The organism is Rhodococcus sp. H36-A4 (assembly GCF_027158005.1).
Taxonomy (GTDB): domain Bacteria; phylum Actinomycetota; class Actinomycetes; order Mycobacteriales; family Mycobacteriaceae; genus Rhodococcoides.
Genome location: NZ_JAPVLQ010000001.1, coordinates 903,289 through 922,228 on the forward strand (window position 1 = coordinate 903,289; position 18,940 = coordinate 922,228).

An 18,940-nucleotide genomic window follows, 5' to 3' on the forward strand; every position below is an offset into this window, starting at 1 on the left:
CACCCGGTAAATTTAACCTGTGCTGGCATCTTTCCGAGCGGTCTCGCTCACCCTGAAGAGTCGCTGGCCGCTCTATATGGTCTCGATGGGCCTGTCCAACCTCTTCGGCGCGGTGCTCGTATTCGGCTTCGTTCGCTATGGGCTGCCCATAGCCGAGTCGGAGTCGATCATCGCGGACCGATCACGCAATGTCTGGATCTTCAGCATCTACCTGCTGTTCGGAGGCGGGGTCAGCCTCTATTACGCGTCCCGCCTGTTGCGGACGGTCGTTCGGTGGCAGCTGCGGGGTGGCCCACCCACCCGTAAGGAGCAGATGACTGCGCTGCACGCGCCGTTGCGTCAAGCGATCGTGCATGCCGTTCTGTGGGTCTTCGGGGGTGTTCTGTTCGTCGTCCTGACGGTCGCCGAAATGCCGTCGCTCGCTGTCGCCGTCATCGTCACCGTGGTCATGGCTGCCACCGTCACTTTCGGATTCACCTACATGCTCGGCGAACGCATCCTGCGCCCCCTCGCTGCGATGGCACTGAGCGAGGGTCGATTCGACCGGACCATGACACCCGGCATCGGCACCCGGATGGCGATGACCTGGGGGCTGGGCACCCTGATGCCCGTCATCGGCATCATCTTGCTCTGCGTGACCCAGCTGACCACCGATCTGGTGTTCTCCCCCAATTCGCTCGCGATAGCGATCATCCTGCTCAGCGTCCTCGCAATCGGGCAGGCGTTCATCCTGTCGATGTTGACGGCCAGCCAGATTTCCGACCCGATCCGGCAACTGCGTCGGGCGATCGAGCGGGTCCAACGCGGTGAGAACGACGTCGAGGTCGACGTGTTCGACGGCAGCGAGATCGGCCGACTTCAGGTCGGCTTCAACCGGATGATGGAGGAGTCCGCGGAACGACGCGTCCTGCGTGAACTGTTCGGCGCACACGTCGGCGAGGACGTGGCTCGCCGTGCATTACAGTTCGGTACCGAATTGGGAGGCGAGACTCGCTTCGTCGCGGTGCTCTTCGTGGACATGGTCGGGTCGACGGCAACGGCTTCGGAGCGTCCTCCAAGTGAGGTCGTCGTCCTCCTCAACGAATTCTTCCGCGTCGTCGTCGACGTCATCGATCAGCACAACGGATTCGTCAACAAGTTCATGGGTGATGCGGCACTCGCCATTTTCGGCGCACCCCTCGACCGACCCGATGCGCCGACCGCTGCGCTCGCTGCAGCTCGTGACCTGCGGTTTGCCCTCAACGACATCACCGGACTCGACATCGGTATCGGTGTGTCGGCGGGACTGGCCGTCGCCGGGAACATCGGCGCAGCCGAACGGTTCGAGTACACCGTGATCGGAGATCCCGTCAACGAAGCGTCTCGATTGACCGAACTGGCCAAGCTGAGACCGGGCCGCGTTCTCGCGTCGACCTCCGCGCTCTACTTCGCCAGCGACGAGGAACAGGCGCATTGGGAACTCGGTGATCAGGTTCAATTACGCGGCCGGCGTAGACGCACACATCTTGCGTGGCCGGTCGAGCATCCCTGACAGCGGGCGCAGTGTGGTTACCCTGTGAAGGTGGCCGAACCAAGACCGGAGTCCGTTGCCGACGGGCCACGGAAACGGAATCGTCTCCGCTGGTTCAAATGGGTCGTCGGGATTGCCCTGCTCGCACTGCTCATCGGCGAGGGAATCTACCTCTGGCCGCGGTTGCACGAGTCGTGGAAGGCCCTCACCGAGATTCATTGGGGCTGGCTCGCCGCATGTGTATTTGCGCAAGCACTCTCACTGAGCGCGTTCGGCCGAGTCCAGAAGCAACTGCTCGAAGCCGGCGGAGTTCGCGTCCGTCAGTCCAAGTCGGTCTCGGTCATCTACGGCAGCACTGCCATGTCGCTGACGCTGCCCGCCGGACAGGTCTTCTCCACCGCGTTCACCTACCGTGAGACCCGACGGTGGGGCGCGAGTCCGGTAGTCGCCTCTTGGCAGCTCGCGATCTCCGGAGTCATCGCGGCGGCGGGGCTCGCACTCCTCGGCGTCGGTGGCGCCCTCCTCGTGGGTGGATCGGTCAACACGTTCACCCTGGTACTGCCAATTGCGGGTGTCATCCTGATCGTCCTGGGAGTGCGGTACATCTCCGCACACCCGCAGGCGATACGCAGCACGGCCCAGTGGACGTTGCGCAAGATCAACGATTTCCGTAACCGGCCCACCGATACCGGCGCGAAGCGTATCGACGAGATCATCGAACAAGTCCAATCGGTTCGACTCGGCACACGCGACGGCGTGCTCACCGTGTCGTGGTCGGCGGTTCACCGACTCGCCGACGTCGCCTGCCTCGGCTTCGCTTGCTTCGCCGTCGGTGCAGACCCCCGACTCTCCGGTCTGCTCATCGCCTTCGCCGCAGGCAAGGCCGTCGGATCCGTGCCGCTCGCGCCGGGTGGGCTCGTCATCGTCGACGCCACCCTGATCGCCTTTCTCACCAGCGCGGCCAGCATCAGCGCGTCACAGGCCGTCGCAGCCGCGTTCGTCTATCGCGGTGTCAGTTTCATCCTCGTCGCGATCGTCGGCTGGGTTGTTTTCCTCGTCGTGTTCCGCAACCACCAGCACGAGAACCTCGAATACGACATCGCCGTCGAACAACGGGAAGCCGTCGAACAGCGGGAAGCCGTCGAACAACGGGAAACCAGGGACCTGCACGAAGGGTCACGGCTGCCTCGGGAAGCTCCGCCGCGGGCGGACAACGCCGATCCCGAGTCTGGATAACGGGCTTTCCCTCCCACTTCGAACTGTGATCGGCCTTTTTTATTCGACATCCGGGAATAGATGCGGACCCCGGTCCGCTTATGTACTATACAAGTTGAACCTTCAACCCCACAGCTAGAGGAGCTCACATGAACGCCGCGATCGCATTGCCAGAATTGTCCGCAGGCACCTGGAACATCGACCCTTCGCACTCCACCGTCGGCTTCTCCGTGCGCCACCTCGTCGTCAGCAAGGTCCGCGGCCGTTTCCAGGCCTTCACCGGCACGATCACCGTTGCCGCCGACGGCACTCCTTCCGTCGCCGCCGAAATCGACGTCACCTCGATCACCACCGACAACGCGCAGCGCGACGGCCACCTCAAGACTGCCGACTTCTTCGAGGTCGAGAAGTACCCGACCGCCACCTTCGTCTCGACGTCGGTACAGCCCAAGGGTTCCGATTTCGTTGTGACCGGTGACTTCACCCTGCACGGCGTGACCAAGTCGATCGACCTGGTACTCGAGTTCAACGGCGTCAACGCCGGCATGGGCAACGGTCCGGTCGCCGGGTTCGAAGCCACCACCACCATCAACCGTCGCGACTTCGGTCTCACCATCGACATGCCTCTCGAAGGCGGCGGCGCAGTCGTCGGCGACAAGATCACACTGACCCTCGAAATCGAAGCAGGCCTGGCTTCCTAGATCGCCATTTTCACCAGAACGGGCCCGCGGACATACTGTCGGCGGGCCCGTTCTCTATTATGGGACCGGTGAGCAAGCGCAACCCGATCATCGCCGCCGTACCGGGTCGTTTCGCCCCGATCTACATTCCTGCAGTCATAGATCTCGTTCTGGTGCTGATCTTCTGCGCCGTCGGTCGACGCAGCCACGACGAGTCGGGTGCACTTGCCGGATTGGCGACGACCGCCTGGCCGTTCCTGATCGGCGCGGTCGTCGGCTGGGCCGCCACCTGGGCGCTCTACCGCAACAAGTTCGACGCGTTTCTCCTTCTCCCAACCGGCATCATCGTCTGGGTGTCCACCGTCGCGATCGGCATGGTGCTGCGGGCGATCAGCGGGCAGGGCACTGCCTTCAGCTTCGTCGTCGTCGCCACGACCGTGCTGGCGCTGTTCCTTCTAGGCTGGCGCGCCCTCGCGCGAGCCGTATCCGCCCGGAAAAACTGACCCCAACGGCCCCCTCGGGGCCGTCGCACGTGGGACAGTTCTGTCATGGCCGATGTGACGGACAAGCAGGACACCGGATTCTTCGGGCAGCCATTCGCGTTGGCGAATCTGTTCGGTGTCGAGATGTGGGAGCGCTTCTCGTTCTACGGGATGCAAGGCATCCTCATCTTCTATCTCTACTACTCGGTGTCCGACGGCGGACTCGGAATCCCGGAGAGCTCGGCGACATCGATCGTCGGCGCATACGGCGGCACCGTGTACCTGTCGACGATTCTCGGCGCATGGATCGCCGACCGACTTCTCGGTTCCGAACGCACCCTGTTCTACAGCGCCATCCTCATCATGCTCGGCCACATCGCACTGGCACTGCTCCCGGGGTTCTTGGGGGTAGGTGTCGGATTGATCCTCGTCGCGTTCGGTAGCGGTGGCCTCAAAGCCAATGCGACGTCTTTGGTGGGAGACCTGTACGAGGAAAAGGACCCTCGACGGGACGCCGGCTTCTCACTCTTCTACATGGGCATCAACATCGGCGCGTTCATCGGCCCGCTGCTCACCGGCTTGGCCTGGGACAAGATCGGATTCCATGCGGGCTTCGCGCTGGCCGCAGTCGGTATGGGGCTCGGCCTCATCCAGTACACGCTCGGCCGGAAGCATTTGCACGGCATCGGTGCTGTCGCTCCAAATCCGCTCCCCTCGACCGATCGAGCCAAGTGGGTCGCGATCGCGGTGGCAGCAATCGCGGGCATCGCCCTGCTCTCAACATTCGGGGCGATCAAAGCCTCGAACCTGTCCAGCGTCGTTGTCGGAGTCACGATCGTCGCGGCGATCGGATACTTCGCGATCATCCTGTCCAGCAAGAAGATCACCTCGATCGAGCGTCGTCGGGTCATCTCGTTCATTCCGATGTTCATCGCCAGTGCTGCGTTCTGGTCGCTTTTCCAGCAGCAATTCACCACAGTGCCGCTCATCGCCGACACCGAATTGGACCGAAATCTTTTCGGCTGGGAGTTCCCGCCGTCGTGGGTGCAGTCCATCAACCCGGTGTTCATCATCATCTTTGCGGGCATTTTCGCCGCAATGTGGACCAAGCTCGGTAACCGTCAGCCCTCGACGCCCCTGAAGTTCGCTGCAGGCGTGGGCATCATGGGCGTCGCTTTCCTCGCATTCGTACCCGCCCTCGCCGGCGAAAACATGCCACTGCTCGCTCTGATCGGCATCTTGTTGATGTTCACCTTCGCGGAACTGTTCCTCTCCCCTGTCGGCCTGTCACTGTCCACCAAACTCGCACCGGAGAACTTCCACACGCAGATGGTCGCGTTGTTCTTCCTCTCGGTTGCCCTCGGTTCGGCCATGGCAGGCACTCTCGCCGGCTACTACGACCAGGACAATCCGAACCCGTTCTTCTACAGCGTGGGAGCCGCATCCATCGCGGTCGCCGTGGCGCTGGTTGGACTGACACCGTGGATCAAGAAAATGATGAGCGGTGTGAAATAGCAACGCCCCTGGCTATTTCCACATCAACCAGGCTGCGAGCCCTAGCCCAAGGATTCCGACGGCGATGCGCAGGAACGTCGGGGGGATGAGCTTGACCACGGGCGGGCCGCAGTAGCCACCGCAGAAGGCCCCTATCGCCAGCGCCAGCGCAGCGAGCCAGTCGACTTGGCCGGAGAAAGCAAAGATGACGGCCGCAACGAGGTTTGCGACGCCCAGAAAGAAACTCTTCAGAATGCTGGCGCGCCAGATCGTTTCGGATGTGGCGATCAGGGCGAGCGCCAGGAAGATCACCCCGGCACCTGCCCCGAAATACCCGCCATAGATAGCAACCAAGAACAGTGCGAACGGATACAGCGTCGGAAACTGTCGATTTCCGGACAGCTTTCGAATCCTCGGTTGCAGTAGCAGCGCGAGGGCAGCGAACGCAACGAGGAACGGCACCACCAACTCGAAGGATCCGGCGGGCGCAACGAGCAGAACAACGGCACCGACAAGCCCACCCGCTGCCGAATAAACGGCGTAACGAACCAGCTGCTTGCTGTCCTTGGCAAGTTCGGCCGAAGCATTCGTCGTTGCGCCGACGCCGACGGCGACCATCGCCACCGTGTTGGTGACGTTTGCGCTCACCGGAGGCAACCCGACAGCCAGCAAGGCGGGATACGACACCAGCGACGCCATTCCGGTCACGAAGCCCACGAGGCCGGCGAAGTAACCGGCGACGATGAGCAGACCGAAATGCAGTACAGACACAAGGGCTAAAGCTACCCTGGCTAACTAATCGAAGGTCTACTCGGCAATGCCGGAGTCCATGCCTCGGATCAGTCGAGTACTCATCTTCACGGCCTGGTCCGTTCCGTCCGCATCCTCGATGTAGACGGCAAACGCAAGATCACCTCTGTTGGCAATGAACCACCGGTCGTCGCCACTGTTACCAGCGAAACCTGTCAAACCCGCATACGCGTCGAGTCCTTCGGCACGAGCGGAGTCCACCAGCATCCCTCGAAGCCTGGCCAGGGCTTCAGGGGGAATCGAATCGGTCGGCTGGTCGGCGACGGCGGTCTGACCGACGACGATCGACGGGAGGGGCGCTGCTCCGCGGGAGATCGCCGCACCCATCTGAGCCAGGCCGAACGGCGTCATCGCCTCCGCAGAGCTCTCGTTTCCGACGGACCGGATCCGATCGATCGACCCACCAGGTCCGGAACGCTGACCGGCGAAGGCGTCGAGTCCGGGCATCGAGTAGTTGACCCCGAGGCCGAGCTGAGACGGCGTGCCTGGGTTCTCACCGGACTGCAGGGCGTCGAGCAATGCCGTTGCCGATCCCGCCGGATACATCCCCGAGAACGCGATCTGCCCTTGCTCGTTGGCGTAACTGTTCTGAGCAGCCGCGACAATGGCGCCGGTCGACGGCACGATTGCCACGATCGACGCGGAGGTCCCGACGCTGACCACGGCATCCTCGGCGGCCAACTGAATCCGAGGATCGAGCGTGGCATGCAGGTCAGGACCCGCGGGGCCCTGGAAACCCACCTGACGCACCGGAACTCCGTTGGCACCGACGACATCCACTGCCCAACCGGACGTAGCGTCGCGGCCGAGTTGCCAGGCGTCGCGAATCGAGTCGAGTAACGGGGAGGTGATGCGTCGATCGCCCGCGATCAGTTTGGGTGTCTGCGAGATCACGACTCCAGGAATGGCACGCAGATCGTCCTCGAGAACCGCGAAGTCGTCGTCGCGCAGGTTCACCGCAAGTACGGGGGCACCGGGTACTGCATTCAGCTCAGAAGTCAGCGACTCGGTGGTGATCAACGGCGCTACGACGTCGATGACGTCGGCGAGTCGCGACGCGGACGCTGTCGGGTCGGGCATCTGCGCTGGGTCGAGGGAGACGGCGTTGATGGTGCGTTCGCTCATCAGGACGTTCTGAGCAGCGTCGAAGACCAGGGGTGGCGGCGCGTCCGTTCGGGTGTAGTGCACTGCGCTGGCCAGGCCCGGTGCGAGGATTTCCGGCTCCCAGGTGATCCGCCAGCCGACGCTCAATTTCTTCGTGCTGCCGCGCGTCGAGTACTCCCAGTCCTTGCCCTCACCGAAGTTCCACGCAGAACCGAGGGTGAAGAACCCCGAGTCCTGGTCGAGGTCGATGAACTGCGAGAGTTCGAACTGCGAGGATGATTTTCCGCCTGCGGACAGGCCGTCGAACATCTGTGAGATCGACGTCGCCGCAGCGTTGGGGTACGAAGTCAGGTCAGCGGCCGCTTCGACGTCACGATCGTTCAGCGCCGCAACGAAGTCGGACACCGTGGATTCGGCCCCGCTCGTGGGGCGGTCGAGGGTCCACGTCGCAAGTGAAGCGGCCAAAACCAACGTTGCGCCGAGCGCCACCACATATCGGACACGAATACGACGAGGCATCAGTGACCTTCCAGAACTCATGGGTCACAATATTCACTGTAGCCACAAGGGTAACAAGCACGACAGACATACACTCCGGTCACGATTGGGCCACACCAGGTATCTGCCTGCCGGCCCACTACCGCAGGAGCTTACCCGCTGCTTCGAGCGCGGGACCCGAACTTTGACCACCCGCTACGAAGACCGCGAAGGCAAGATCACCGGCGATCCCGACGAACCAACCGTGCGCGATCTCGTTGTTCGGCCCGAACTCGGCGGTTCCGGTTTTACCCAGTAGGCCGGGGATGTCCTGCAACTGCGTGGCCGTGCCATTGGTGATGGTCTCGCGCATCATCGCCTTCACCTGTTCGGCTACCTGCGGATCCACAGGTTTCGGCGTCGTATTCGCTACACCGGGCTGTCCGTCGAGAAGCGTCGGAGCCTTCAACGCGCCACTCGCGATCGACGACGCGACCAAAGCCATCCCGAACGGTGACGCCGTCACCTGCCCCTGGCCGATGGCGGATTCGACGCGTTGCGCCGGCGTAGCGGCGAGAGGGACGTTGCCGGTGACCGAGGTCAACCCTGGCGTCACATAGTCGACGCCGAGGCCGTACTGCAGTGCCGTCTGCTGCAATCCGTCGGCGGGAAGTCCGACGCCGAGGCGGCCCATCGTCGTATTGCAGGATCGGGCGAATGCCGTGTGCAGCGGAACCTCACCTAGATCGAAGTTGTTCTCGTTCGGAATCTGGCGGCCCTCGATGTTCTCGGTTCCTGGGCACGGCAGGATCGTGTCGGGGGTCGCCGTCCCGGCCTCCAGAGCAGCCGACGTCGTCACTGTCTTGAACGTCGAACCGGGCGGATACAGACCTGTCAGCGCGATCGGGCCTTCGGCATCCGCCGCAGCGTTCTGCGCGACGGCGAGCACGTTGCCGGTCGAGGGCTGCAACGCGACGATCGCAGCCTGCTGCGGCAACGACGCGAGAACGTTCTCGGCTTTGATCTGAAGGGCGGAGTCCAGCGTCGTCGCGATATCCGGTGCGGGCTGGGCGTCGATTCCCGCCAGCGGTTCGACGGATCCGTCGGCCTTGACCGACTGAACGGACCAGCCCTTGTTGGCGTCGAGTTGTTGTTGCCACAGCTCTGATATCCCGTTCAGCGCTGGTGACGCGAGCGCGCGATCGGTAGTGAGGAGCCGGGCCTGCGGCGCAAGCGTCACGCCCGGCATTGCGGCGAGCTGCGCAGCAATGGGGTCGACGTCGGACGCTCGCAACGACACGAGAGTCACCGTCTTACCCTGCGCACCCGCGACGTCGGCTGCGATCGACTGTGCAGTGATCGTCGGAACGATCGGCGTCAGGAGCGCTGCGACGGCCGCAGGATCGGCGGTCGCGTCGACGTTCACGAGGTTCACGACCTGCTGTGACATCAATTCGCCCCCGGCACGATCGAACACCTTGGCGCTCACGAGCGCATCGGTAGGCGTGAACCGGATGGTGCTGTCTGCCGCGAGCGTCGGGGCCAACACTGCGGGGTCCCAGTCGATCCGCCAGCCTTGGTCGGTCTCGGTGGCCGTTGCCGTGGTGTCGTATTGCCACTGCTTCGGTTCACCGTCCGGCTCCTCGGTGCCGTCCTGCGTTGTCGAGAAGCGCCACGTGGCGTCCAGCGTGATCGTCCCGCCTTCCGCGGAAGTGTCCTCCACAGTGAAATCGGGTGTCGCTGTCACCGTCCCCCCGCACTCAGACCGTTGTACAGGCCCGCCAGTGCTGCTGCAGCGGCGGCCGGGTCCGTCGTCAGCGCGGCGGCTGCCTCGGCATTTCCACCGTTGACGGCATCGACGAACTGCTGGGCTGTGGTGTGCGGTTCCGGCGGACCGCCGTCCGAGCAACCGGCAAGTAGCAGCGCGGTGACGGCAACGAGGGCGGACACCGTTCTCTTCGAAGTGAGCACGGGGACGATCATGCCTCAGTTGTGGCGGATATTGGATTTACGGTGTAATCATGTAATTAGAAAGTACACAACCAACGAAGGATTCGACATGAGACACCAAGGACACAAGTTCGGCCGCCCCGGTGGGTGGCAACAAGCCGACGCACCCGATGCCGGGGATGCGGCGCAGTGGTTCGCCGGCCGACTGCCCGACGAGTGGTTCGCCGGTGCGGCCACCGTCGAGGTGGACCGCGAGGAGATTGTCGTCATCGGTGAACTACCCACGCCCGACGACGCTTCGGCAGCGACCACCGAGGGCCGTATCGCTCGGTTCCGCGAGACGACGCGAGCGGACCGGATGAAGATCGCCGACGAGGCGGAGGCACGGTACGGCCGCAAGATCGCGTGGGGCGTCGCCGTCGATGGTGAGGCCGTGCTCTTCACTCACCTCGCGGTTCCGGTGATGACCAGGCTCCGCCAGCCCGAGCGCAAGGTTCTCGACACTCTCGTCGACGCCGGTGTGGCGCGCTCACGCGCGGACGCTGTGGCGTGGGCGGTCAAGCTCGTCGGCGAGCATACGCAGGAGTGGCTCGGCGAACTACGCGAAGCCATGAGCACTGTGGACGACCTACGCAAGAAGGGTCCGTCGTAAATAGGGTTGCGAGGCCCGCAGTCTCGGTCTAGCCTGAATTTCGCCTTCGTCGCCAACAGATTCGGAGAGGCACTTGCTTTTCTAGAGGTTTCTTACGCCTGCACTCTCGCACGCACACCTCTGGAGCACCTATGCCTACTTCATCCCCCCTTCGCGTTTCCGATCTCGAGTTCACCTGGCCGGACGGCGAGAAGGTCTACGACGGCCTCGACGCCGTATTCCTCTCCGGCAGAACAGGTCTCATTGGATCGAACGGATCGGGAAAATCCACACTCCTCCGACTCATCTCCGGTGAACTGAAGGCGCATCGCGGGTCGATCAGCACCGAAGGGGAACTCGGCTACCTGCCGCAGGACGTCACTTCGACGCCCGGCCGGCGAGTCGACGAGGTCCTCCGTCTTCGTGGGATTCGAGAAGCACTGCAGCACATCGAGTCCGGTGACGGTACCGCATCCGACTTTTCGACAGTGGGGTCCCGGTGGGATGCCGAGGATCGTGCCGTCGCATTGCTCGACAAGGTCGGACTCGACCACATCGTCTCCACGCGAGACGATCTCGACCGCACGCTGGGAACGTTGTCCGGCGGGGAGTCGATGCTGCTGGCATTGACCGCCGAACTCCTCGCCGAACCCGAGGTGCTCCTGTTGGACGAGCCGACCAACAACCTCGACGTCGACGCCCGTGCGCGGTTGCACTCTGTCGTACTGGAGTTTCCGGGGGTTCTCGTGGTCTCGAGCCACGATCTGGAACTTCTCGACATCATGGACAGCACCGCTGAAGTGCGCGCCGAGCGCGACGGTGTGGGCACCATCCGGACGTTCGGCGGCAACTACTCGCACTATCGGTCGGTGATCGACGCCGAACAGCGATCAGCGGCAGCCGCATTCAGCGATGCCAAGAATGACGTGCGCAAACAGAAACGCGAATTGATCGAGACCAGGACGAAGATCGACAAGCGGGTTCGCTACGGCAAGAGGATGTTCGAGCAGAAACGCGAACCGAAGATCGTCATGGGCGCCCGAAAGCGCGCGGCACAGGTCTCCGCCGGAAAACTACGCGGAGCCCACGAGGGCAAGGTCTCCGACGCGCAGGCTGTGCTCAGCGCGGCCGAGGACCGCCTGCGTGATGACCGCGAGATAAGAATCCATCTTCCATTCACGAACGTGCACACGGGGCAGAAGGTAGTCGTCACCGAAGAGATCGAGATCGTCGGTCCCGAACGGATCGCCCTGATCGGACCCAACGGCAGCGGCAAGACGACACTGCTGCGAAAGCTCGAATCCGCAGGCCCCTCGGTACCGTGGCGCTACCTGCCGCAACGGCTCGACGTTTTCGACGAATCGAGAACGGTGGTCGAGAACGTTGCCGACGTGGCTCTGCACGCGTCGAACGAACAGATTCGCGCCCAACTGGCCCGGTTCCTCTTTCGTGGTCACGACGCAGACGCCGTGACCTCCACGCTATCCGGCGGCGAGCGACTACGTGCAGCGCTGGCACGCATCCTGCTGGCCGAGCCACCACCGAAATTGCTCATGCTCGACGAGCCGACCAACAACCTCGATATCGCCGGCCGAGCGCACCTCACCGAGGCGCTGGCGACCTACGAGGGCGCACTCGTCGTGGCCAGCCACGATCTTCCGTTTCTGCGCAGCCTTGCACCGACGCGATGGATCGAGCTCTAGACCCAATCACCACGGTGATCCGCTCCAGGGTCGATACTCATGCCATGTCGCGGACGGTAGGGACCAAGGCGTGGACGGCAAGTCTCGGCCGGCTGCCCGGAATCGCCACCGCCAGGACCTACCAGCGCGCATGGCTCCGCAGCGATATCACAGCTGGGCTGGTCCTCACCGCCCTGTTGATCCCAGCCGGAATGGGCTACGCGCAGGCGGCCGGGTTGCCCGCCTACGCCGGGTTGTACGCCACGATCGTTCCGCTGCTCGCCTATGCCGTCGTGGGGCCGTCGAAAATTCTCGTCCTCGGCCCCGACTCTTCGCTTGCGCCGCTCATCGCAGTGGCGGTAATCCCGCTGGCAGTGACCGACGACCCGGAGAGCGCACTCGCGCTGGCCGGGATTCTAGGAGTTCTCGTCGGACTCATCCTCGTACTCGGCGGATTCCTTCGGCTCGGCTTCGTGACCGAACTGCTCTCCAAACCCATCAGGCTCGGCTACCTCAACGCGATCGCGCTCATCGTTGTCATCGGGCAGGTACCCAAGCTGCTCGGATTTTCCGTCGATGCGTCCGGCGTCCTCGGCCAGGCCAAGGAGACCGCACAATTGATCGCGGCGGGCGAGATCGACCCCATTGCAGCCGCCGTGGGCATCACCTCGCTGGCCGTCATCCCGATCTTCAAGCGATGGGTCCACCGCATCCCCGGGGTTCTGGTCGCCGTGATCGGGTCGATCGTCCTGTCCGCGATACTCGGACTCACCGAGGACATCGAGATGGTCGGCGCATTACCGTCCGGGCTTCCGCTGCCGTCGTTCGGCGGCGTCGACTGGCAAGATGTAGGACATCTGATCGGACCGGCGGCAGCTATCGCACTGATTGCGTTCGCCGACACCGGTGTGCTCTCTCGCACGTTCGCGGCGAGGCATGGTGAGGACGTGAACGGTAGTACCGAAATGAAAGCGATCGGTGTCGCCAACATTGCCGGCGGGTTGTTCGGTGGCTTCCCCATCTCGGCCAGCGGGTCGCGGACCCCGGTGGCCGAACAGAGCGGTGCCCGTACCCAATTGGCGGGCGTGGTGGGAGCGCTTGCCGTCCTGCTCTTCGTCCTCGTTGCACCCGGCGTCACCGCGTATCTGCCCGATGCGACGCTCGGAGCAGTGGTGATCGTCGCGGCCGGGGCGCTGATCGACGTGCGCGGCATGGTTCGCATGTGGGATATGAGCCGAGTCGAATTCGCTCTCGCCGCAGCCACTTTCCTCGGGGTCGCCCTCGTAGGCGTGCTGCAGGGCATCCTTGTCGCGATAGGTCTTTCCTTCCTCGCAGTGGTCGTACGGGCATGGCAGCCGTACCGCACCGAACTGGTCCGCACGACCGACCGTCCTGGCTTCCACGACATCGAGCGGCATCCGGACGGGCAGCGCATCCCAGGGCTGGCCATGGTTCGATTCGACGCGCCTCTCTTTTTCGCGAACGGTGAGATCTTCGATCAATACGTGCGCTCGGTGGTGGCGGACGCGCCGTCCCCGGTCGAATGGGTAGTCATCGCCGCCGAGCCCATCACCGGACTCGACACCACCGCCGTCGACGAACTCGTCGACCTCGATCGAAATTTGGAGAGTCGCGGGATTCGGCTGATATTTGCCGAGATGAAGGGTCCGATCAAGGATCGACTCATCCGTTTCGGAGTCGGCGGCAGATTCGACAGAACGCGTTTCTACCCCACCGTCGAAGCAGCCGTGGAGGACTTCCACCGGCATGCGGGCCAGCCGTGATCGGCGCGAACGAAGACGCGGTCTCGGGCAGTGCTTCGGAAAGTCATCTGAACAACTGAACAAGTGTCGATAGTTGGCGGTATGCTCCTCCGATGGTCGATGAAAACGTTGTCGCGATGCACATGAGCGACGGGATCGTGAATCTTCCGACGTCGGCCCTGTTCGGCGTGATCGCCATTGTGGGCATTGGCTTCTGCGCGTGGAAGGCCCGCGCCGAACTCGACGAGCGGACCGTGCCGATGGCCGGTCTCGTGGCTGCATTCATCTTCGCAGTCCAGATGATCAACTTTCCGATCCTTGCCGGCGTCAGCGGGCACCTCCTGGGAGGCGCGCTCGCCGCAATCCTGGTCGGGCCCTTCACCGGCGCGCTCTGCGTGGCCATCGTCCTGGTAGTGCAGGCGCTCCTGTTCGCCGACGGCGGTTTGAGCGCACTCGGCACCAACATCACCAACATGGCCTTGATCGGAGTGTGCGTCGGCTACGGAGTTGCACTGCTGTTACGTCCGATACTTCTGCGCAGACGTACACCGACCGGACAATCACTGGGCGGCCTCGGGACCGTCGCCTTTCTCGCCGCACTGTGCGGAACTGTCGCCGCATCCTTGGGGTTCGTTGTCGAATACGGGATCGGCGGGAGCGCAGCAATCTCACTCGATACCGTCGCCGCTTACATACTGGGAACCCATGTCCTCATCGGAATCGGAGAGGGACTGCTCACGGCGCTGACTGTGGTCGCTGTGGCGCGCGCTCGGCCGGACCTCGTCTACCTACTACGTACCGCACCGTCACCTCAGGAGCGCGTGCGATGACGACGTCCTCGGCGAAGCGCTTCTATCTCTGGTTTGCGCTCGCAGCACTGATAGTGGCCGGCTTCGTGTCGTACTTCGCCAGTTCACATCCCGACGGCCTGGACTCCGCTACGTTGCGTGGGTGCGAGGTCGTCCAGACCGACGATGGTGCGGAAATACTCACCGGATCGTGCATCGCGCAGAGCGAGACCGATCACACGATGACCGGCTCACCCCTGGCCGACTACACGGTCGGCGGCCGAGACGGGCTGACGGGCGTCGCGGGCGTTATCGGGGTTTCCGCCACTTTTGCTCTCGCAGGCGGAGCCTTCTGGCTGATTGCCCGCGCACGTAAGCCTGCTGCCAGTCGAGAAGACTGACCGTGGGTGCCGGTCATGCGCACCCCCTCTACCGCGAGGGCTCCTCCGCTGTGCACCGCGCGCCCGTCGAGGTCAAGATAGTGTGCGCTCTCATCACCGTCCTGGCGATAGTGGCCACGCCGCGAGAGATGTTCTGGCCCTTTGCCATGTACGCACTTCTACTGATGTGTGTCTGGCGTTGGGCGAGTATCCCGCTGCGGTGGATACTGCCTCGCATGATCATCGAGTTGCCGTTCGTCGTGCTCGCGGTACTACTTCCGTTCGCCGAGGGTGGCGCACGGGTGTCCGTCCTCGGTGTCTCGATGTCGGAACCGGGACTGTGGGCGGCATGGGGCATCGTGGTCAAAGGAACGCTCGGCGTCGCCACCTCACTCACGTTTGCCGCCACCACGCATGCACGCGATCTTCCGCTCGGGCTCACTCGGCTGCGCGTGCCGGCACTCGTCACCACCATCCTCGTGCTGATGTTGCGCTACATCGATCTCCTTGCCGGAGAAGCTACCCGGATGCGGAACGCTCGGCTCTCACGTGGCGATTCTCCGCGAGCGATTCACCAGGTCGGCGCCACCGCACGTGGCGTCGGCGGCCTGTTCCTCCGCTCGTACGAACGCGGCGAGCGGGTACACCTGTCGATGGCATCACGTGGCTTCACCGGCCGAATCCCGGACATGCCGGGGATCGCTGGGGTCGCTGCCCCCGCCGATATCAGATCCTGGTCGGTGGGATTGGTGCCCGCATATCTCGCTGTCTCCATCTCACTCTGCGCCTGGGTCTTCGCGTGAAGCCCGCCATCGAGGTACGCGGACTCACCTTCTCCTATCCCGACGGACGAGTAGCGATCGCCGGGATCGACCTCGACATCCGCGTCGGCGAGCGGGTGGCAATTCTCGGCCCGAACGGAGCCGGCAAGACCACACTGATGCTTCAGCTCAACGGCGTTCTCACTGCCACGTCGGGCAGCGTGAAAATCAGTGGAGTGGAGTTGAAACGTGCTGCACTGCAGGATATTCGAAGACGTGTCGGTATCGTGTTTCAAGATCCGGACGATCAACTGTTCATGCCGACCGTCGCTCAGGACGTCGCATTCGGGCCTGCCAACTTCGGCGTCACCGGCGAGGCACTGTCGCAGCGAGTGAAGGCCGCACTCGAATCCGTCGGAATGCTCGACAACGCCGACCGCAGTGCGGCTCACCTCTCCGGTGGCCAGCGTCGGCGAGTTGCCTTGGCATCGGTACTGGCGTGTGAACCCGACGTACTGATCTTGGACGAGCCATCGGCCAACCTCGACCCCGTCGCGCGGCGTGAGCTCGCCGAGACACTGATGACGCTCGACACCACGATGCTGCTGGTCACGCACGACATTCCCTACGCCGCGCAGCTGTGCGAACGCGTGGTCGTTCTGGACCGCGGGATAATCGTCGCCGACGGTCGTGCTGCCGACATATTCTCGGACCACGCAATGCTGGCTCGGCATCGGCTCGAACTACCGTGGGGATTCAGCATTCCCCCTGACCATGGCGAGCGCTCCTGGACAGCGGTTTCGCCGTCGACTCCCCGCCCGGATCGCAATCACTGATAGCGAGGCAGAACTTGCGTCGAGGTGAAAACTACGATGCCAAACGAGTACCGCTCGACCTGTGCTGAGCGCACTATGGAGTGATGCACGAACTGTCGATCACACAGTGCATCGTCGATGCGGCGTGCGAGCGCGCCGCGGGGCGGACCGTTGCGAGCGTGCGGGTGCAGGTCGGTCGGCTCTGCGCCGTCGTCCCCGATTCGATGCAGTTCTGCTTCGAACTGATCACCGAGGGAACTGTGATGCAGGGCGCTCGACTGGACATCGACGAGACGGCCGCCAGCGCCCATTGCCATGGGTGCAACACCAATTTCGCGCTGGCCGACTCGATCCTGCTGTGCCCATGCGGTAGCGCGGACGTCGAGGTGACCTCGGGTCGAGAACTGAGAATTCTATCGATGGAAGTGAGCTGAACTGATGTGCGCAACCTGCGGATGCGACGGTGACGGTGGGCCCGTCATCACCCTGCCCCACGAACATCCACACGAACACGGCCATGAACATCCCCATCGACACCCGCCCACCGAAACCATCACTCTCGAGCAGAAAGTACTGGCGAAGAACGATCAGTTGGCCGAGCGTAATCGGGGCTGGTTGGCGAGTCGCGGAATCACCGCATTCAACATGATGAGCTCACCCGGAGCCGGTAAGACGACGCTTCTCGAGCACACGATTCGACACCTCGGCGAGTCCCGACAGATTGCGGTGATCGAAGGCGATCAGGAGACATTGCTCGACGCCGATCGCATCAAGGCAGCTGGATGCGCTGTGGTGCAGGTGAACACGGGTTCCGGGTGCCATTTGGACGCCGATATGGTGCGTGGCGCACTCGATACACTCGCTCCCGCTTCAGGTTCACTGCTGTTCATCGAGAATGTGGGAAACCTGGTGTGCCCGGCAATGTTCGACCTCGGGGAGAACGGAAAGGTGGTCCTCATTTCCGTCACCGAGGGTGACGACAAACCACTCAAATATCCGCATATTTTCGCGGCTGCCGATTTATTGATCATCAACAAGACCGACCTGCTTCCGTATGTCGACTTCGATCTGAAAACCTGTGCGCAGCATGCACAGTCGATCAATCGCAAGCTCGAGATCATCACCACTTCAGCGACCAACGGTGACGGAATGGACGATTGGTACCAATGGATCGCCGAGCATTGATCGGGTCACCCTTCTCATTGACACATTCGGTGAGCAAGAGTACAAAGTGATATACATCACACAAGCAAGCCGACGGTCGACTCCGGTGATGTAGGGGTATCCCCGTGGCCCCGGAGAGTGGACGCCATGCCCACCCAGGCAGCAGTCGATGCCGAAAAGGCGCTCATCCACGTGCTGTGGATCAATGCCGGACTCAGCTGTGATGGAGATTCGGTGGCCTTGACGGCAGCCACCCAGCCGAGCATCGAGGAAATTGCGCTCGGCGCCCTCCCCGGACTCCCCCAGGTTGCCGTGCACTGGCCACTCATCGACTTCGAGTGCGGGCCGGAAGGTGGAGCCGACGATTTCCTCGAATGGTTCAGGAAGGCGGATCGCGGCGAGCTGGAGCCATTCGTTCTCGTCGTCGAGGGCTCGATTCCGAACGAAGCGCTGCACGACGAGGGCTATTGGTGCGGCTTCGGCAACGACCCGGATACCGGCCAACCGATCACCACAAGCGAATGGCTGGATCGACTGGCGCCGAAAGCTACTGCGATCGTGGCCGCCGGAACCTGCGCTACGTACGGCGGGATCCATGCCATGGCGGGCAATCCGACGGGCGCCATGGGTGTCCCCGACTACCTCGGCTGGGAGTGGAAGTCGAAGGCGGACATACCCATCGTGTGTGTCCCCGGCTGCCCCGTTCAACCGGATAACCTGTCGGAGACTCTGACATACCTGCTCTACATGGCGACCGGTCAAGCACCGATGATCCCGCTCGACGACGCACTTCGTCCGCAATGGTTGTTCGGCCAAACGGTGCACGAGGGGTGCGACCGCGCCGGCTACTACGAGCAAGGCGACTTCGCCACCGAATACGGCTCCCCGAAATGCATCGTCAAACTCGGCTGCTGGGGCCCGGTCGTGAAATGCAATGTACCCAAGCGCGGGTGGATGAACGGCATCGGCGGATGTCCCAATGTCGGCGGAATCTGCATCGGATGCACGATGCCCGGTTTCCCCGACAAATTCATGCCGTTCATGGACGAACCCCCGGGCGGCAAGCTCTCCACCACTGCGTCGGGAATGTATGGGTCGGTGATTCGCAGTCTGCGACACATCACCGGCAAGACGGTCGACGAGGAGCCGAAATGGCGGCAGCCCGGCCGCACACTCCAGACCGGTGCCACCCGTACGTGGTGACGCGTAACCGACCCGATCACACACCGAAGCG

Annotated in this window: 17 protein-coding genes and 1 pseudogene; 15 read left to right on the forward strand and 3 right to left on the reverse strand. The window is 63.2% G+C overall.

Features of this window, described 5'->3' with window-relative positions:
- Positions 1 to 76 precede the first annotated feature (76 nt).
- The 5 genes from O1W68_RS04110 (at position 77) to O1W68_RS04130 (ending at position 5,402) form a co-directional block, all read left to right on the forward strand.
- Positions 77 to 1,531: an adenylate/guanylate cyclase domain-containing protein gene (locus O1W68_RS04110; protein WP_269301790.1), complete on the forward strand. Its 1,455-nt coding sequence runs from the start codon at positions 77 to 79 to the stop codon at positions 1,529 to 1,531.
- Positions 1,532 to 1,561: 30 nt separating this feature from the next.
- Positions 1,562 to 2,746, forward strand: a complete 1,185-nt coding sequence (locus O1W68_RS04115) for a lysylphosphatidylglycerol synthase transmembrane domain-containing protein (RefSeq protein WP_269301589.1) — start codon at positions 1,562 to 1,564, stop codon at positions 2,744 to 2,746.
- 128 nt (positions 2,747 to 2,874) lie between these two features.
- Positions 2,875 to 3,426, forward strand: coding sequence for a YceI family protein (locus O1W68_RS04120; protein ID WP_269301590.1), 552 nt, complete (start codon positions 2,875 to 2,877; stop codon positions 3,424 to 3,426).
- 59 nt (positions 3,427 to 3,485) lie between these two features.
- A complete protein-coding gene (locus O1W68_RS04125) occupies positions 3,486 to 3,908 on the forward strand; it encodes a DUF3054 domain-containing protein (RefSeq protein WP_269301591.1) in 423 nt (140 codons plus the stop codon).
- Between the two features lie 45 nt (positions 3,909 to 3,953).
- Positions 3,954 to 5,402: a peptide MFS transporter gene (locus O1W68_RS04130; RefSeq protein ID WP_269301592.1), complete on the forward strand. Its 1,449-nt coding sequence runs from the start codon at positions 3,954 to 3,956 to the stop codon at positions 5,400 to 5,402.
- 12 nt (positions 5,403 to 5,414) lie between these two features.
- On the opposite strand, the gene O1W68_RS04135 is transcribed toward O1W68_RS04130, so the two are convergent.
- From O1W68_RS04135 to O1W68_RS04145, 3 genes and pseudogenes are all read right to left on the reverse strand, one after another.
- On the reverse strand, positions 5,415 to 6,152 hold the full coding sequence (locus O1W68_RS04135; protein ID WP_269301593.1) for a sulfite exporter TauE/SafE family protein: 738 nt from the start codon (positions 6,150 to 6,152) through the stop codon (positions 5,415 to 5,417).
- A gap of 36 nt (positions 6,153 to 6,188) precedes the next feature.
- Positions 6,189 to 7,835 carry an NTF2-like N-terminal transpeptidase domain-containing protein gene (locus O1W68_RS04140; protein ID WP_269301594.1) on the reverse strand — a complete coding sequence of 549 codons (1,647 nt, stop codon included), beginning with the start codon at positions 7,833 to 7,835 and terminating at the stop codon, positions 6,189 to 6,191.
- 97 nt (positions 7,836 to 7,932) lie between these two features.
- Positions 7,933 to 9,755, reverse strand: a pseudogene (locus tag O1W68_RS04145) (penicillin-binding transpeptidase domain-containing protein).
- 76 nt (positions 9,756 to 9,831) lie between these two features.
- Here O1W68_RS04145 and O1W68_RS04150 point away from each other — a divergent pair.
- The 10 genes from O1W68_RS04150 to O1W68_RS04195 all read left to right on the forward strand — a co-directional run bounded on the left by O1W68_RS04150 (position 9,832) and on the right by O1W68_RS04195 (position 18,909).
- Complete coding sequence (locus tag O1W68_RS04150; protein WP_269301595.1) at positions 9,832 to 10,374, forward strand: hypothetical protein; 543 nt, start codon at positions 9,832 to 9,834, stop codon at positions 10,372 to 10,374.
- A gap of 131 nt (positions 10,375 to 10,505) precedes the next feature.
- Positions 10,506 to 12,056 carry an ABC-F family ATP-binding cassette domain-containing protein gene (locus O1W68_RS04155; RefSeq protein WP_269301596.1) on the forward strand — a complete coding sequence of 517 codons (1,551 nt, stop codon included), beginning with the start codon at positions 10,506 to 10,508 and terminating at the stop codon, positions 12,054 to 12,056.
- A 44-nt stretch (positions 12,057 to 12,100) separates the two neighbouring features.
- Positions 12,101 to 13,819, forward strand: coding sequence for a SulP family inorganic anion transporter (locus O1W68_RS04160; protein ID WP_269301597.1), 1,719 nt, complete (start codon positions 12,101 to 12,103; stop codon positions 13,817 to 13,819).
- Between the two features lie 92 nt (positions 13,820 to 13,911).
- A complete protein-coding gene (locus O1W68_RS04165; protein WP_269301598.1) occupies positions 13,912 to 14,628 on the forward strand; it encodes an energy-coupling factor ABC transporter permease in 717 nt (238 codons plus the stop codon).
- Positions 14,625 to 14,987 carry a PDGLE domain-containing protein gene (locus O1W68_RS04170; RefSeq protein ID WP_269301599.1) on the forward strand — a complete coding sequence of 121 codons (363 nt, stop codon included), beginning with the start codon at positions 14,625 to 14,627 and terminating at the stop codon, positions 14,985 to 14,987. Before O1W68_RS04165 ends, O1W68_RS04170 begins: the two co-directional genes overlap by 4 nt.
- Positions 14,988 to 14,989: 2 nt before the next feature.
- A complete protein-coding gene (gene cbiQ, locus O1W68_RS04175; protein ID WP_269301600.1) occupies positions 14,990 to 15,769 on the forward strand; it encodes a cobalt ECF transporter T component CbiQ in 780 nt (259 codons plus the stop codon).
- Complete coding sequence (locus O1W68_RS04180; protein WP_269301601.1) at positions 15,766 to 16,563, forward strand: energy-coupling factor ABC transporter ATP-binding protein; 798 nt, start codon at positions 15,766 to 15,768, stop codon at positions 16,561 to 16,563. The genes cbiQ and O1W68_RS04180 overlap by 4 nt, the downstream gene beginning before the upstream one ends.
- Before the next feature lie 83 nt (positions 16,564 to 16,646).
- Complete coding sequence (locus tag O1W68_RS04185; protein WP_269301602.1) at positions 16,647 to 16,976, forward strand: hydrogenase maturation nickel metallochaperone HypA/HybF; 330 nt, start codon at positions 16,647 to 16,649, stop codon at positions 16,974 to 16,976.
- Between the two features lie 4 nt (positions 16,977 to 16,980).
- Positions 16,981 to 17,727 carry a hydrogenase nickel incorporation protein HypB gene (gene hypB, locus O1W68_RS04190; protein WP_269301603.1) on the forward strand — a complete coding sequence of 249 codons (747 nt, stop codon included), beginning with the start codon at positions 16,981 to 16,983 and terminating at the stop codon, positions 17,725 to 17,727.
- Between the two features lie 126 nt (positions 17,728 to 17,853).
- Positions 17,854 to 18,909 carry a hydrogenase expression protein HypE gene (locus O1W68_RS04195; protein WP_269301604.1) on the forward strand — a complete coding sequence of 352 codons (1,056 nt, stop codon included), beginning with the start codon at positions 17,854 to 17,856 and terminating at the stop codon, positions 18,907 to 18,909.
- Positions 18,910 to 18,940: the final 31 nt, after the last annotated feature.

Bases quoted from the DNA above. Each gene is read 5' to 3' on its own strand.
- O1W68_RS04110 (WP_269301790.1), top strand. From the start codon at position 77: ATGGTCTCGATGGGCCTGTCCAACCTCTTCGGCGCGGTGCTCGTATTC.
- O1W68_RS04120 (WP_269301590.1), top strand. From the start codon at position 2,875: ATGAACGCCGCGATCGCATTGCCAGAATTGTCCGCAGGCACCTGGAAC.
- O1W68_RS04125 (WP_269301591.1), top strand. From the start codon at position 3,486: ATGGGACCGGTGAGCAAGCGCAACCCGATCATCGCCGCCGTACCGGGT.
- O1W68_RS04130 (WP_269301592.1), top strand. From the start codon at position 3,954: ATGGCCGATGTGACGGACAAGCAGGACACCGGATTCTTCGGGCAGCCA.
- O1W68_RS04140 (WP_269301594.1), bottom strand. From the start codon at position 7,835: ATGAGTTCTGGAAGGTCACTGATGCCTCGTCGTATTCGTGTCCGATAT.
- O1W68_RS04150 (WP_269301595.1), top strand. From the start codon at position 9,832: ATGAGACACCAAGGACACAAGTTCGGCCGCCCCGGTGGGTGGCAACAA.
- O1W68_RS04155 (WP_269301596.1), top strand. From the start codon at position 10,506: ATGCCTACTTCATCCCCCCTTCGCGTTTCCGATCTCGAGTTCACCTGG.
- O1W68_RS04160 (WP_269301597.1), top strand. From the start codon at position 12,101: ATGTCGCGGACGGTAGGGACCAAGGCGTGGACGGCAAGTCTCGGCCGG.
- O1W68_RS04165 (WP_269301598.1), top strand. From the start codon at position 13,912: ATGGTCGATGAAAACGTTGTCGCGATGCACATGAGCGACGGGATCGTG.
- O1W68_RS04170 (WP_269301599.1), top strand. From the start codon at position 14,625: ATGACGACGTCCTCGGCGAAGCGCTTCTATCTCTGGTTTGCGCTCGCA.
- O1W68_RS04185 (WP_269301602.1), top strand. From the start codon at position 16,647: ATGCACGAACTGTCGATCACACAGTGCATCGTCGATGCGGCGTGCGAG.
- hypB (WP_269301603.1), top strand. From the start codon at position 16,981: ATGTGCGCAACCTGCGGATGCGACGGTGACGGTGGGCCCGTCATCACC.
- O1W68_RS04195 (WP_269301604.1), top strand. From the start codon at position 17,854: ATGCCCACCCAGGCAGCAGTCGATGCCGAAAAGGCGCTCATCCACGTG.